At 64.8% G+C, this 13024-nt stretch carries 13 protein-coding genes and 1 pseudogene; 8 read left to right on the forward strand and 6 right to left on the reverse strand.

The window, feature by feature from the left end; all coding sequences use genetic code 11:
* Positions 1-140 precede the first annotated feature (140 nt).
* Positions 141-1415: a hypothetical protein gene (locus KXD96_RS19300; RefSeq protein ID WP_313901662.1), complete on the forward strand. Its 1275-nt coding sequence runs from the start codon at positions 141-143 to the stop codon at positions 1413-1415.
* Positions 1416-1490: 75 nt separating this feature from the next.
* On the forward strand, positions 1491-2339 hold the full coding sequence (locus KXD96_RS19305) for an SDR family NAD(P)-dependent oxidoreductase (RefSeq protein ID WP_260738868.1): 849 nt from the start codon (positions 1491-1493) through the stop codon (positions 2337-2339).
* Here the strand turns inward: KXD96_RS19305 and KXD96_RS19310 are convergent.
* Both KXD96_RS19310 and KXD96_RS19315 read right to left on the reverse strand, forming a co-directional pair.
* Positions 2336-3295 (reverse strand): SMP-30/gluconolactonase/LRE family protein, encoded by a 960-nt coding sequence (locus KXD96_RS19310; RefSeq protein ID WP_260738870.1) that lies wholly within the window; start codon positions 3293-3295, stop codon positions 2336-2338. The genes KXD96_RS19305 and KXD96_RS19310 overlap by 4 nt on opposite strands.
* A gap of 151 nt (positions 3296-3446) precedes the next feature.
* Positions 3447-3653 carry a hypothetical protein gene (locus KXD96_RS19315; protein ID WP_260738872.1) on the reverse strand — a complete coding sequence of 69 codons (207 nt, stop codon included), beginning with the start codon at positions 3651-3653 and terminating at the stop codon, positions 3447-3449.
* A 170-nt stretch (positions 3654-3823) separates the two neighbouring features.
* Between KXD96_RS19315 and KXD96_RS19320 the strand changes: the two genes are divergently transcribed.
* A complete protein-coding gene (locus KXD96_RS19320; RefSeq protein ID WP_260738874.1) occupies positions 3824-4240 on the forward strand; it encodes a DoxX family protein in 417 nt (138 codons plus the stop codon).
* A gap of 142 nt (positions 4241-4382) precedes the next feature.
* On the opposite strand, the gene KXD96_RS19325 is transcribed toward KXD96_RS19320, so the two are convergent.
* Both KXD96_RS19325 and KXD96_RS19330 read right to left on the reverse strand, forming a co-directional pair.
* Positions 4383-5051 carry a carboxymuconolactone decarboxylase family protein gene (locus KXD96_RS19325; protein ID WP_260738876.1) on the reverse strand — a complete coding sequence of 223 codons (669 nt, stop codon included), beginning with the start codon at positions 5049-5051 and terminating at the stop codon, positions 4383-4385.
* A 45-nt stretch (positions 5052-5096) separates the two neighbouring features.
* Positions 5097-5498 (reverse strand): nitroreductase family deazaflavin-dependent oxidoreductase, encoded by a 402-nt coding sequence (locus tag KXD96_RS19330; RefSeq protein WP_260738878.1) that lies wholly within the window; start codon positions 5496-5498, stop codon positions 5097-5099.
* 85 nt (positions 5499-5583) lie between these two features.
* On the opposite strand from KXD96_RS19330, the gene KXD96_RS19335 reads away from it, so the two are divergent.
* Positions 5584-6165: a TetR family transcriptional regulator gene (locus KXD96_RS19335; RefSeq protein ID WP_260738879.1), complete on the forward strand. Its 582-nt coding sequence runs from the start codon at positions 5584-5586 to the stop codon at positions 6163-6165.
* A gap of 56 nt (positions 6166-6221) precedes the next feature.
* On the opposite strand, the gene KXD96_RS19340 is transcribed toward KXD96_RS19335, so the two are convergent.
* Complete coding sequence (locus KXD96_RS19340; protein ID WP_260745457.1) at positions 6222-6482, reverse strand: SMP-30/gluconolactonase/LRE family protein; 261 nt, start codon at positions 6480-6482, stop codon at positions 6222-6224.
* Positions 6483-6966: 484 nt separating this feature from the next.
* Between KXD96_RS19340 and KXD96_RS19345 the strand changes: the two genes are divergently transcribed.
* Positions 6967-8529 carry a serine/threonine-protein kinase gene (locus tag KXD96_RS19345; protein ID WP_260745458.1) on the forward strand — a complete coding sequence of 521 codons (1563 nt, stop codon included), beginning with the start codon at positions 6967-6969 and terminating at the stop codon, positions 8527-8529.
* 81 nt (positions 8530-8610) lie between these two features.
* On the opposite strand, the gene KXD96_RS19350 is transcribed toward KXD96_RS19345, so the two are convergent.
* A complete protein-coding gene (locus tag KXD96_RS19350; RefSeq protein WP_260738882.1) occupies positions 8611-9063 on the reverse strand; it encodes a VOC family protein in 453 nt (150 codons plus the stop codon).
* Positions 9064-9150: 87 nt separating this feature from the next.
* Here KXD96_RS19350 and KXD96_RS19355 point away from each other — a divergent pair, with 87 nt between their 5' ends.
* The 3 genes and pseudogenes from KXD96_RS19355 to ilvA all read left to right on the forward strand — a co-directional run bounded on the left by KXD96_RS19355 (position 9151) and on the right by ilvA (position 12872).
* Complete coding sequence (locus KXD96_RS19355) at positions 9151-10404, forward strand: cytochrome P450 (protein WP_260738885.1); 1254 nt, start codon at positions 9151-9153, stop codon at positions 10402-10404.
* The gene (locus tag KXD96_RS19360; RefSeq protein WP_260738888.1) at positions 10405-11604 is read left to right on the forward strand and encodes a S9 family peptidase; all 1200 of its coding nucleotides are present in this window, start codon (positions 10405-10407) and stop codon (positions 11602-11604) included.
* A gap of 133 nt (positions 11605-11737) precedes the next feature.
* Positions 11738-12872: pseudogene (gene ilvA, locus KXD96_RS19365) on the forward strand (threonine ammonia-lyase).
* Positions 12873-13024: the final 152 nt, after the last annotated feature.

The following is a 13024-nucleotide window of genomic DNA, read 5'->3' on the forward strand; positions in this document are numbered from 1 at the left end:
CGAACTGGCGGCGAACCGTGGGGCGCCGCTACGGCTTGGGTGTAATGTCCGCATTTGCTAGCCGACAAATTCCTGTTAACTCTTGGCCCGCTTGCTGCCGCGCCGAAGGACCAGGGGGTGCCGTGACCGAGGTGTCCGACGTGTCGGCAACCACCGATAACGACGAGGTCGTGGTGTCGTTCCAGGACGAGTCCCTGCTGCTGGGCGGCGACCCCGCCGCCGTCGAGTCCTACCTGACCCGGCTGCGCGCGACCGCAGGCCAAGCCATCCGGGTCGCCGGCATCGACAGCGCCTCGCTCGCGAACGCGGCGATCGCCGGGCTGGCTTCGCTACTGGCCGACTCCGGCAAGTACGTGCAGTTGCATCGCGACACCGTGGACGCGTTGAGGGAAGGCAATCTGGTTCCCGTCGCCGACGGGTTCTTCCGGCTGACGACGGGCGCCGATGCCGGCCCGCTCCTGGCTCAGCTGCAATGGCGACCGGAACTGATCGGCCCGGAGGTGATGCTGTCTGCGCAGATGCTCGCGGTGCAGATGGCGTTGAAGTCCGCGGTCGCCGAGGTGGAAGACGCCGTGCGGCGGGTGGAGGACAAGGTCGAGGCGGTGCTCGAAGTCGCCCGGGCCCAGCGCGCCGGCGACGTCCTGGGCACCAGCCTGACGATCTCGCGGATGGTCGACTCCTTGGACAAGTACGGGTCGCTGCCCGACGCGTACTGGGATTCGGTGGCCGCGCTGGGACCCGCGCTCAACGTCACCGTCGAGCAACTCCGCAACCATGTCAGCCGGATCCTGGCGTCGTTCGATCACACCCTGGGCGTGCAGCAGCGCGCCTCGAAGCTGCGAAATGCCATCAGCGAGAACCGGCTGGGCGACACTCTGAGCCTGCTGGTGATCGCCGAGGAAGCGTTGCACAAGTGGCAGCGGCTGAACCTCGCACGCATCGAAGCCACGCAGCCCGAGCAGCTGCTACGGGCAATCGACGAAGCTCGCGGGCTCGTCGACCACCATCTGCGCGAGGACCTCGACATTTACCGGAGCGCGAAGGAGATCCTCGACCGGTTCGGGAAGACGCAGGCCATCGACGGCTTCCGGTTCTGGGCGGTGCGGGAGCTGGCCAAACAGCGTGGCGCCCTGCGCGACGAGCTCGACCGGTTCGCGGAGGCGCGGCAGCACCAGGTCGAGACGTGGGAGGACTTCCACATTCCCAGCGTGCTCGACGCTGCGCTGGCCACGCTCGAAGTTGTAGGAAGCTTTACGGGCCGGGCGCTGGTGACCGTCGGCCGGGGGCTCGTTGGCTTGGGCGAGCAGCTGGCAGGGCAGTTCCGGGGCGGGCATGGCGAAGATCTGAAGGACGGCAAGGACTTTGAATGTCAGGCCGCCGGCGCTGGAGTCGAGGAACCCGATTCGGCGTGCTGACTCGTTGACTGTGGTCCAGGCTGCCTTGATACTCCACCATCAACGCTGGCCAGTTGGCGCGCAAAGGAGGTCGACGTGATCGATTTGGGACTATCCGGCAAGCGTGCGGTGGTGTCGGGTGCCGGCTACATCCCCGAGCGCGCGGGCCACGGCTGGTTCACGTCGTTGGCCCTGGCCGAAGCCGGCGCCTCGGTGGCCTGCATCGATATCGACGAGGAGCGCGCGGAGCGCATCGCCGGCGAGATCGTCGGCAGGGGCGGTCATGCCATCCCGATCATCGCCGACATGACCGACTCCGAGCAGGTCGGTCGGGCGATCGACGACGTCGAGGCAGCGCTCGGCGGTATCGACGTGTGCGTGGACATCATCGGTGGTGCGACCTGGTCGAAGGTCGAGGACTTCACCACCGAGCTGTGGGACGCGGCGATCCACTACAACCTGACCCAGGTCTTCTACCTCTTTCAGGCCGCGTCGCGGTACATGATCGCCCAGGGCAGCGGCGGATCGTTGGTCGCGATCGCGTCGGTCGACGGCATCGCCTCGGCGACCTACCACGCCGCCTACGGCGCCGCCAAGGCCGGCGTCATCGCGCTGGTCAAGACCTTCGCCGACGAACTGGGCCGGTACGGCATTCGCGCCAACGCGGTCGCCCCGGGCAATGTGGGCTCCGGCAACGAGGATCAGCCGCCTGGTGAGTATGCCGTCAACGGGATCAACCCGCTGGCCGCGCCGCGGGCGCACGACGTCGCCAACGCCGCGTTGTTCCTCTCCTCCGAGCTGGCCGCGCGCATCACCGGTCAGACCCTCGTCGTCGACGGCGGTGCCACCATTCGCCAGCTGTGGAACCTGCCCGAATCGATGATCCCGGCGGACCCGGAGGCGGCGCTGCCGGACTTCATGAAACCCGGGCCGTCGACTGGCTAGCGCCGGTGCACGAGCGGCAGGCCGGGCACCGAGCTTCTCCCCTTGAGCACATATGGGGCCGTGATCGAGCCGATGTAGATGTCGCGCATGTCGTGTCCGCCCCAGGCGATGCTGGTCGGGCCTTTCAATAGCGCGCCGTCGGGGTCTTCGAGTACCGTTTGCGCCTGGCCGTCCGTGCTTATTGCCACGATCTTGTTCGCCAAAACGAGTGTGACCCAGAGGTTTCCCTCGCCGTCGAACGCGCATCCGTCGGCCATCCCCCATCGGCGGCCCACCTGCGGGTCGGCCAGGAACCGGCCGGCGTCGGGGCCGAACTCGCCGGGGCGCCGGTCCCCCAGCGGCGGGCCGAATCGCTCTGGCGGCCCGAGTGTTTCGCCGTGGATCGGAAACCGCACCACGTCGGCGGCCACCGTCCGGACCACATACAGAAAGTCCTCGTTACGATCCAGCGCCATGCAGTTCGGGAAGCTCACCGCGTCGGCGACCACTTGCGCGGATTGGCGATCTGGTGTGACCCGACAAATGAACCCGTCGGCGGTGCCGCGCGCAATGGTGTCCAGCAGATCGTCTGCCGTCGTGCTCACCGAACACCACAACGCCCCAATGGAATCCACCAGAACGAAGTTCAGCCATCGCAGCGGGTGTCCGTCAAGTTGGCCGCTTAATACCACCGTGATCGCGCCGGTCTGCGGGTCGAGATCCTGCAACACACCCAAGCCCCAATTGGCGATCAGAAAGTGGCCGTCGCGGTCGAGAGCAATACCGTTCGGCTCGCCGCCGGCCTGGCCTATGCGTCGAACAGTGTTCTCATCAACGAGTTCTGCGACGGCTGAGGCCTTGTCTGACGCGAACACCCGACCATCACCAGCCACCACAACGTGTTCCGGACGATCCACGCCGCACCCGACGGCGTGCAAACCGGTCACCCCGATTGTGGTCTTGCCGCTTCCGCTCATCGATTCCCTTGTGGACTTGTCGCAACCCGATGTCAGGCTAGTAGAGGGTACGCGAGCTCACCGGGTCGAGCAGCCCAGCATGAAAGACCCTCACCCGGCACAGGGCGGGCCAGTGTGCTCAGGCCGTGGTGCCGTTGACCATTCCTGGCCGTTAGGCAATGGCTGCGAATTGGCGTTTGAGCATTTGGTATCCCCAGGCGAGTACTAGCCAGGGCGCGATGAGCCAGGGCATGTTGAGCATGATGAACTTCACGCCCAGGTCGAAGAAACTCGAGGTGTTCACCGACGGCAAGCCGCCGATGATTTCGCTGCCGTAGTAGTACCACGTCAGCACCGTGTGGGCGACGGCCGTGGACATGACGAGCAAGGTGCCGCGGTAGTCGGTGAATTGCGAGCGGCAAGATCACCCGACGTCCCGCGATCCAACCGATCTATCACAGAACCTGAGGTCGTCGGCGGTCACGTTCTGGCGTCGTGGGGTGTCGTAGCAGTAGACCATTCGTTACGACGCTTCAAGGAGACTCTGAAATGACTGCGATCACAACAACCCCTGACATGCGCACTCGCGCCCAGATGACCACCTACTGGATTGCCACCGCCCTGCTCGTCGCTGAGTTGACACTGGGAGGCATCTGGGATGTGCTCCGCGTTCCGTTGGTTCGCGACGTCGTGACGCACGTGGGTTATCCGACGTACTTCTTGGTTTTGCTAGGGACATGGAAACTGCTCGGCGCGGCTGCCCTCGTCGTGCCACGGCTTCCGCTGGTCAAGGAGTGGGCCTACGCCGGCATCTTCTTTGTCTATTCGGGGGCCATCGTGTCGCATTTGACCACGGGCAAGGATGTCCAAGAAGTCCCGATCTGCTCCATTCTGCTCGTACTGACGGTCGCGTCATGGGCCCTGCGTCCGGCTTCACGCACGCTCCACAAACGCGAACACGACTAGGACATACGCGTGGCGGAGTGACCGTGACCTTAGTGGCCGGCTGCGCGGGGCGGCCCCGAACTCCTCTGAGCTGCAAGAGATCACGCTGCCCCAGCTGCGCGCAGATCGGGTCGATATCAGAGGCGCCGCTGGAGCGCGACGTTCAGTGAGCTGTCGACAACACGTTGTCGAGCTCTCTCAGCGCCGCCACGACGCGGGCGATGCCGTGCTCGGCGCAGAAGCGGACCACGTCGCGGACGCCGTCCGCGCCGAGACCGGTGTCGAGCGCGAGTTCGACGTGCCGATGGAAAGTCTCGTCCAGAGCCTGCTGGCTGACATCGGAGGTGAGCGCCATGATGGCGCGCTCTCGCATGCTCAGTCGATCCTCCGACCACGCCCGCGATAGCTGCCAATCAAGGAACTTGGTGGTCCATTCGTCTGCGGTGTCGAGGCGGGCCAAACCGTCGCCCCCGGCGCCGGTCATCGGCGGCTCACCGAGATCGCTTGTGTCCAAACCGATCTCGGTCGCGACCTCCTTGAGCCGGGCGAGGGCGTCGGCTGCGGCCGGATAACCCGAGTATGGGGCGATAAACCGGATCGCGGCCAACAGGTCGGCGTAGGTAAGACCGTGCATCAGGGCCGCGGTGATGTGCATCCGGAAGGCCAGCCCCATATATGAACGGCACACATCCAGGGTCAGGTTCTGCAGTAGCTTTTCGCGGACGCTGGTCCCGGGCAGTGCGAACGTGAACGCAGCGATCCCTTCGACCGCGAGCTTTTCGAACTGCGGATCTACTTCCCCGAGCGGACTGCTCGGTAGGTCCACCGTCACTGGACTCACCTCTTCTTTCAACCCTGACAACGGAATCCGGCCAAATCAGCGTGCGGGCGCCAGTTCGCGCACCACGTCGAGCTTCAGGAACTCTGGCGCCTTGATCACCCTGCGGAGCATGAACCGGATGAACGGCGGCATGTCGGTCGCGTTCTCGTCGCGGAAGATCGTCGGGGCGCCGAGTTGGTAGTGTCGCCGCCTACTCTGCAGTTCGCAACCGCCCGCGGCTAGGACATTCTGCACCCAGTCGGTGCCCGGACCGTAGGTCAGCGCAATCACAAATCCGTTGTGGCGACGGAACGCCCACAGCGGGGTGCGGAAGGTGCGGCCCGATTTGCGACCGCGATGGATGACGACCGCCCATCCCGGTGCCCAGGGGGCGATGTACCTGGTGACGCGATTGAGGCCGATCTTATTGGCTTTGGCGACCCATCGTGGTGTCGGCATCTCCGAAACTCCTCGCCTGTGGAATTTATACGCCCAGGTTAGCGACCGTGGGCGCGGAAGTCAACGGCTGTAGAATTTCAGGACTATGCGCCCGATTGGACGACGTCCGGGTAACCCCGACACCCGCAACGCGATCGTGGCGACCGCTCGACGGCTGTTCGCCGACTCCGGATACGACAAGACCTCGGTCCGCGACATCGCCGCCGCGGCCGGCGTCGACCCGGCACTGATCCGCCACTATTTCGGCAGCAAGGCTGAGCTATTCCGGTCCACCGTGGGATGGCCGTTCGAGCCAGCCGAGCTTGGGACCCGAATAATCAGCGGTGAGCGCGGCGAAATCGGTGCGCGACTGACGCGGGTGTTCTTCGAAGCGTGGGAGCACCCGGACTCGCGCGCCCCGCTCCTGGCGATCCTGCGCGGCGCGGCGACCCACGAGGAGTCCACCGTACTGGTGCGTCAGTTCATTCAGGGCCAGTTGTACCCGCACTTGGCCAAGCCGCTGAAGGGATCGGATGCCGAACTGCGGATCGATTTGGCGATGGCCCAACTCCTGGGCATCGCCTACCTGCGCCACGTGCTGCAGGTGGAGCCGATCGCGTCCACACCAGTGGACGAACTCATCGCGCGGGTCACGCCGATCATCACCAACCACCTCAAGCGGGTCTAAGCGAGATCGACTGTGCAGCAGGCATACGGGCGAAGAAGCCCGTCCAGGCCAGGGCTCTAGCGCTGGTGGATCATCTGCAGGCCCGGCACCGAGCTTCTCTCCTTGCGAACGTAGGGGACCAGGATCGAACCGATGTAGATGTCGCGCATCTCCTGACCGCCCCAGGCAATACTCGTGGGGCCGCTTAACACCGCACCGTCAGGGTCGTCGAGTACCACGGTTGCCGTGCCGTCGTGGCGGAATGCCACGATCCTGTTCGCTAAAACGATTGTGACCCAGAGGTTTCCCTCGGCGTCGAACGCGCATCCGTCGGCCATCCCCAACGACGGCTCACCTGCGGGTCGTCCAGGAACCGGCCTTGGTCCGGGTCGAACTCGTCGGGGCGCCGGTTCCCCAGCGGCGGGCCGAATCGCTCTGCAGCCCGAGTGTTTCGCCCCCAATAGTTTTCCCTATAGGCACCGTGGTCATAGGCGAGCGCCGCATGTCCGACGAGAATCATTAGAGTCAGCGCCGGGAATCGCTGATGATCTTTTCGTATGTCCACCCACGATGGACGAGGTGTCCCACAGCTGCGCCGTATTTGCTCTGCGCGGTCCTAACCTTTGCCGCAGAGAGGGCGGCTTCGATGACGGGATTTACCGGCTTGAGCCGGGTCCGCCATTCGAAGTCCTTATCACTATTGTCCGGACCAACGGCGCAGATTCTGCCGCATCGCATAAATTCAACGCTTCTTGGGCAAACTCCTCCGTAGCAGAGTCAAGTGGACGGACACTGAGCGCAGCGAAGAGAAGGAAGTCTGCTGTGAGGTCACTGGTCGGCGGTGCGTTTGGGCGGTACGAGATCAGGCGACTGCTCGGCCAGGGCGGTATGGGCGAGGTTTACGAGGCATACGACACCAATAAGGGCAGAACCGTCGCGCTCAAGTTACTCACGGACCGGTACGCCCGAGACGAGACATATCGTGCGCGCTTTCTCCGCGAGTCCCACGCGGCAGCTGTTCTGCAGGAGCCACATGTCATCCCGATCCACGATTGGGGAGAGATCAACGGCGTTCTGTACATCGATATGCGGTTGGTCCGGGGACAGACGTTGCACGACATGCTGAAGGCCGGCCCCCTTGAGCCAGAGCGCGCGACCGACATCATCCGCCAGATCGCCGCGGCGTTGGACGCTGCCCACGCTGAAGCACTCATCCATCGGGACGTGAAGCCGCAGAACATCATTGTGACGCCGGATGATTTCGCGTACTTGGTCGACTTCGGTATCGCCGAAGCCAAGGGTGACACGCACCTGACGATGGCGGGCTACCAAGTCGGCACCTTCGACTACATGGCCCCGGAACGATTCGGCGACGAGGACGCGACGGCGTCGGTGGACATCTACTCGCTGGCCTGCGTCCTCTACGAGGCGCTGACCGGCGCCAAGCCGTTCCCGGTGCACAGTGCCGAGCAGGTCATCGGCGCGCACATCTCGTCGCCACCTCCACGGCCGAGTGCCGTTAATCCACGCGTTCCAGCGGCTTTTGACGAGGTCATCGCTCGCGGTATGGCGAAGCACCCTGACGACCGCTACGGCAGTGCTGGCGCGCTGGGACGTGCCGCCAAGCGGGCACTGTCTGCAGACTCGTCGGCCGCGCCGCTCCCGGACACCCTGCTTGCGCCCCAATACATCAGCGGGCCTTCAAGTTATCCGCCGTTCAATGCCCAATATGGGTACCCCGCAGGAGGGTCGACGCCGGTCGTTGGCGCCGACCAAGGACGCTCAAGGCAGTTGGTCGTGGGGGTGACTATCGGGATCGCGGTCGCGTTGGTGGGCGGTGCCGGTGTGACGATCGGTCTTCTCGCTCACCGGGACTCCAACAACTCGGGGCCCTCGACGTCATCGCTCGTCACCTACTCCAACCCCGTACCCACCTGGTACCCGACCGAGTCATCCTCAACGACACCGCCAGCCCAATTGCCGCCCACGGGTACGTCTGCCCCCCAAGATCCAGCGCAAGAGCTCCGGCAGATCGCGAACGATGACCGGGCATGGGTGGGCGCGCATCTCGCGGACCAATGGGTGCCGCAACTCAGTTCCAAGCGCCCCGGGGTCGTCGACAACGGGCAGGTGTGGGACAACGCGATGACCCTCCAAGAGCACCTTCAGTTGAGGCAGCGCTACTCGAACGTGAGGCTGCTCTGGTCGGGTGACTGGTCGACGTTTTCAGCGCCGGACTTCTGGGTCACCGTCGCCGGCATCACATTCGCCGATTCCGCGGGTGCGCTGGCGTGGTGCAGGAACCATGGATTCGATCGAGACCACTGCGCCGCGAAGATCGTCAGCACGACGCATCCTGTTGCGGGGAGTACGGCTTACAACTGATCCAAGAATCCGGAACCGACCCAAGCCGGTCATCACGGTGCGTTCATGCGGTGCGTCAGCCCGTTGAACCCCGCGTACGCGTTACGGCCGTGGCGGTAACGCCGAAAGCCACCCATCGGAAAGCAACTCCAGCAACTGCCCATCAGGATCCCGGATCATCGCCATCGCCTCGGTCACAGTCCCATCGACCACCGCTCCCCCGTACTCCTCAACCTTCTCGAGCGCGCCGCCGAGATCGGACACCGAAAACGAAATGTGCGTCAGCCCAATCTGATCCATGACGCGTTCCGACCCCGTGTGAACTTGACGCTTCGAGTAATCCATGAGTTCGAGCACAAACCCGTCGCGCACCAAGTAGGTCGCATGCACCCCGAGCGGCTCGGGAAGCTGGACAAGCTTGGCGGTGGGGCCGTCGGGCGGATCGAGCTCCCACCAGAACTGAAACCCGAGCACGTTTTCGTAGAACCGCCGCGACCGCTCGCGATCGGAGACGCACAATCCGACATGGTTGAAGGTCGTCCGGTGACTACTCATCGCGGCCTTTCTCGACAGAACCCACGAGCGTAATAATGCAAAGATAGTGTAGAAAGCAGGGCTCTCGTCGCGGTGGAGGACTTCCAGATGGCAACTCGACCTGACGTCAGCGACGACGCCATCGTCGACTTCGACCACCACTCCGACGCGTTCAACCTCAACGAGCTGGCCATCAACGCCGAGCTGCGGCAGAAATGCCCGGTCGCCTGGAACAAGAACTACGGCGGCTTCTGGTTCCTCAGCAGCTACGACGCGGTCAGCCACACGGCCAGAGACGGCGACACCTTCGCCCACAAATACGAGCCCAACGCCGAGGACGGCGTCGACTATCAGGGCGAGATGGGCGTCCCACGCCCCGAAGGCCAGCCGGCCCTGGGCATCGGCGAAGTCGACGGCCCCTACCACCAAGCCCTACGGCACGCCCTGGCCCCGTTCTTCTCCCCCGGCGCCGTCCAGAAACTCAAGCCGTTCATGGAACAAAAAGCCCACGAGTTCCTCGACCAAAAAATCGAAGACGGACAGATGGACCTCGTCCTCGACTACGCCAGCCCGGTCCCGGCCATCCTCACCATGAAGCTGATGGGCTTGCCCCACGACAACTGGCACCTCTACGCCAACCTCTTCCACTCCGTCATGGCCGTCCCGCAGGACAGCCCGGAGTACCTGGAAGCCATCGCCAAAGTCCCGAAGATGATGGAAGAAGTCCTGGAATATGCGGCCGGCAGAAGGGCCAGACCCGAGGAAGACCTGACTAGCTTCCTCATCCAGTTCGAGTTCGACGGCCACCGCCTCACCGACGAGCAGCTGCTTAACATCCTCTGGAACCTCATCGGCGGCGGCGTCGACACCACCACCTCCCAAACCGCACTGACACTGCAACACCTGGGCACCCACCCGGCCATCAGACAGCAACTCATCGACCACCCGGAGCTCTACCGCACCGCCACCGACGAATTCCTGCGCTACTTCTCGGTGAACCAAACCCTCAGCCGCACAGTCACTCACGACGTCGAACTCAACGGCCAACACCTGAGAAAGAACGACAGAGTCGTCATCAGCTGGCTCTCCGCCAACCACGACGAAAAAGAATTCGAAAAGCCCGACGAGATCATCCTGGACCGAACACCCAACCGCCACCTCGCCTTCGGGCTCGGGCCGCACCGCTGCATCGGCTCGCACCTCGCGCGCCTGATGTCCGAAACCATGGTGAGAGCGGTCCTCGACCGCATCCCCGACTACCAGGTCGACATCCAAAACGTCCACCAATACCTGGGCAACCCGAGCATGACCGGGCTGGGCAAGCTGCCGGTCACCTTCACCCCCGGAGCAAAGCGAGGCTAGATGCCGGACAGCGCTCGCAGACCCGCCAACCCAGTAACGCAAATGCTGGGCCCATTCACCCGCACCGGCGGTTTCTACGCCCGCTCCTGGGGCACCTACCTGGATCGCCAGCCCGACGAGCTACCGGTGGCCCGGCCCACCATCGCGCTCGCGGCACAGGCCTTCCGCGACGAAATCCTGCTGGCCGGCTTCAGCCTGCTGCGCCGAGCCCCCGACACAAAAACCCTCGAACGCATCAACAGCGAAGTGCTTGCCGCACAGGACTTTTACGGCGACAAGGGCTGGCTCGACAATCCCGGGGGTTTCTTCGCCCCGCCCCCGCCGCTCACCGACGTCACGGTCAAGCGCGTCAGCAGCATGGGACGCAACTACGAGCGGCTGTCCTTCGACAGCGGCTACGAGCCCCACGAAGGGGAACCCGGCCGGGAGCGCTGGCAAAGCTACACCGGCAACACACGCGAGTACGCCCTGATGTTCCGGCACCGCCGGCCGCGGCCCTGGCTGGTCTGCATCCACGGCGCGGAGATGGGGCGCGCGGCGCTCGACCCGATGCTGTTTCACGCCTGGCACCTGTATCGCGATCTCGACCTCAACGTCGTGCTTCCGGTACTGCCCCTGCACGGCCCTCGAGCGAGCGGCGGACCAAAGTTCCCCAGCGAGGACGTGCTCGACGACGTCCACGGCGCCGCTCAGGCGGTCTGGGACATCCGGCGCCTCATCGCCTGGATCCGCGCGCAACAGCCCGGCGCCGCGATCGGGGTCAACGGCATCTCCCTCGGCGGCCTGATCTCGTCGCTGGTCGCCAGCCTCGACGACGGCCTCAGCTGCGCGATCCTGGGCGTGCCGGCCGTCGACCTGGTGAACCTGGTCGGCCGCCACGCCGGCCTCAGCGGCCACGCCGCCCTGCGGCACACGATGAACTCGGCCAAGCCCCTGGGCCGGATGATCTCGCCGCTCGCCCTGACCCCGCGCGTGCCGAAGAAGGGCCGCTTCATCTACGCCGGCCTCGCCGACCGGCTGGTACACCCGCGCGACCAGGTCACCCGACTCTGGGAGCACTGGGGCAAACCCGAAATCCAGTGGTACCCAGGCGGTCACACCGGATTCTTCCGCTCGCGGCCGGTGCAGCGCTTCATCGACGACGCGCTGGTGCAGTCGGGCCTGGCCGACCCGTCACGGTCACAACGCAAAAGGTACTGAGCCAGTGGAAGATCTGGACGACGACCCGCATGCTGCGAGTCTTGCTGTGGAGCTGCTGACGCTCGATCAGATCAACACGGCGGCAAATCGGCTGAGCGCGGTAGTGCGCCAAACCCCGGTTATCGCGTCGCGAATGCTGTCGGATCGCACGGGCGAACAGGTGTGGCTCAAATGCGAGAACCTGCAACTCACTGGGTCGTTCAAGACCCGCGGAGCCTACAACCGGATCGCCAATCTCAGCGTCGAGGAGCGGGCTCGCGGTGTGGTGGCGGCCAGCGCAGGCAACCACGCGCAGGGCGTCGCGTGGGCCGCGACCCAGCTGGGGATCGCATCAACGGTGTTCATGCCCATCACCGTCCCGCTCCCAAAACTGGCGGCCACCAAGGCTTATGGTGGGCAAGTTCACCTGATCGGCAACACGGTCGACGACGCACTGGTCGCGGCGTGTGAATATTCGGAGCAACACGACGCGGTCTTCATCCACCCGTTCGATCACGCCGACGTCGTCGCCGGCCAGGCCACCGTCGGGCTAGAGATCCTCGAGCAGATTCCCGATGTGGCAACCATCGTCGTACCGACCGGCGGCGGAGGCCTCCTAGCCGGAATTGCCACTGCGGCACACTTTCTGGCGCCCGCACGTCCAGGTCATCGGAGTGCAGGCCGCCAACGCGGCCGCCTGGCCGGCTTCGTTGGCCGCCGGGCATCCCGTGCGGTTGGAGTCGATGTCGACGATGGCCGACGGCATCGCCGTGGCCTTGCCTGGAGCAATCCCTTTCGCCCATGTACAGGCATTCGGCACCTCGATTCAGACGGTTAGCGAAGAGGCGCTCTCGCGGGCGCTGTTGGTGTGCATGGAGCGCGTGAAACTCATCGTCGAACCGGCCGGGGCGGCAGCCGTGGCGGCGCTGCTGACCCGGGCACCCGAACTCGGCTTGCGCGGTCCCGTTTGCGCGGTCTTGTCGGGCGGCAATATCGACCCGCTGGTGTTGACCCACGTGATCACTCACGGCCTGCGTGCGGCCGGGCGCTATCTCGCAGTCGAGGTCACCATCCCCGACCGCCCCGGTGGGCTCAGCAGGCTACTCGACGTGGTCAGCGCGAGCGGCGCCAGCGTGCTCGACGTGGTGCACTCGCGTACGGCACGCAAGCTGGCACTGGACGAAGTCGAGGTGAGGCTTACCCTCGAGACCCGGGGTCAGGCACACCGGGAAGAGGTGTTGACCGCCCTGACCGGAGCCGGATTCGTCGTCTCCGTCGAGGACAATTAGCAAGCGTGACGATCACAAACGTTGCCGGCCCGCCGAATCCAGTTGCCAGGAGGATCACGCATGCGTGCAAAATTGCGGGCCATCCCTGCCAAGTTAGGTTTGCTCAAGATCGCTTGGGAGGCTTGGCGTTTCCACCGGGGTGATGACAAGAG

It is taken from the genome of Mycobacterium sp. SMC-2, from assembly GCF_025263485.1.
In the GTDB taxonomy this organism is placed as follows: domain Bacteria; phylum Actinomycetota; class Actinomycetes; order Mycobacteriales; family Mycobacteriaceae; genus Mycobacterium.

Bases quoted from the DNA above. Each gene is read 5' to 3' on its own strand.
- KXD96_RS19310 (WP_260738870.1), bottom strand. From the start codon at position 3,295: ATGAGCGGAAGCGGCAAGACCACAATCGGGGTGACCGGTTTGCACGCC.
- KXD96_RS19315 (WP_260738872.1), bottom strand. From the start codon at position 3,653: ATGTCCACGGCCGTCGCCCACACGGTGCTGACGTGGTACTACTACGGC.
- KXD96_RS19320 (WP_260738874.1), top strand. From the start codon at position 3,824: ATGACTGCGATCACAACAACCCCTGACATGCGCACTCGCGCCCAGATG.
- KXD96_RS19330 (WP_260738878.1), bottom strand. From the start codon at position 5,498: ATGCCGACACCACGATGGGTCGCCAAAGCCAATAAGATCGGCCTCAAT.
- KXD96_RS19335 (WP_260738879.1), top strand. From the start codon at position 5,584: ATGCGCCCGATTGGACGACGTCCGGGTAACCCCGACACCCGCAACGCG.
- KXD96_RS19340 (WP_260745457.1), bottom strand. From the start codon at position 6,482: ATGGCCGACGGATGCGCGTTCGACGCCGAGGGAAACCTCTGGGTCACA.
- KXD96_RS19350 (WP_260738882.1), bottom strand. From the start codon at position 9,063: ATGAGTAGTCACCGGACGACCTTCAACCATGTCGGATTGTGCGTCTCC.
- KXD96_RS19355 (WP_260738885.1), top strand. From the start codon at position 9,151: ATGGCAACTCGACCTGACGTCAGCGACGACGCCATCGTCGACTTCGAC.
- KXD96_RS19360 (WP_260738888.1), top strand. From the start codon at position 10,405: ATGCCGGACAGCGCTCGCAGACCCGCCAACCCAGTAACGCAAATGCTG.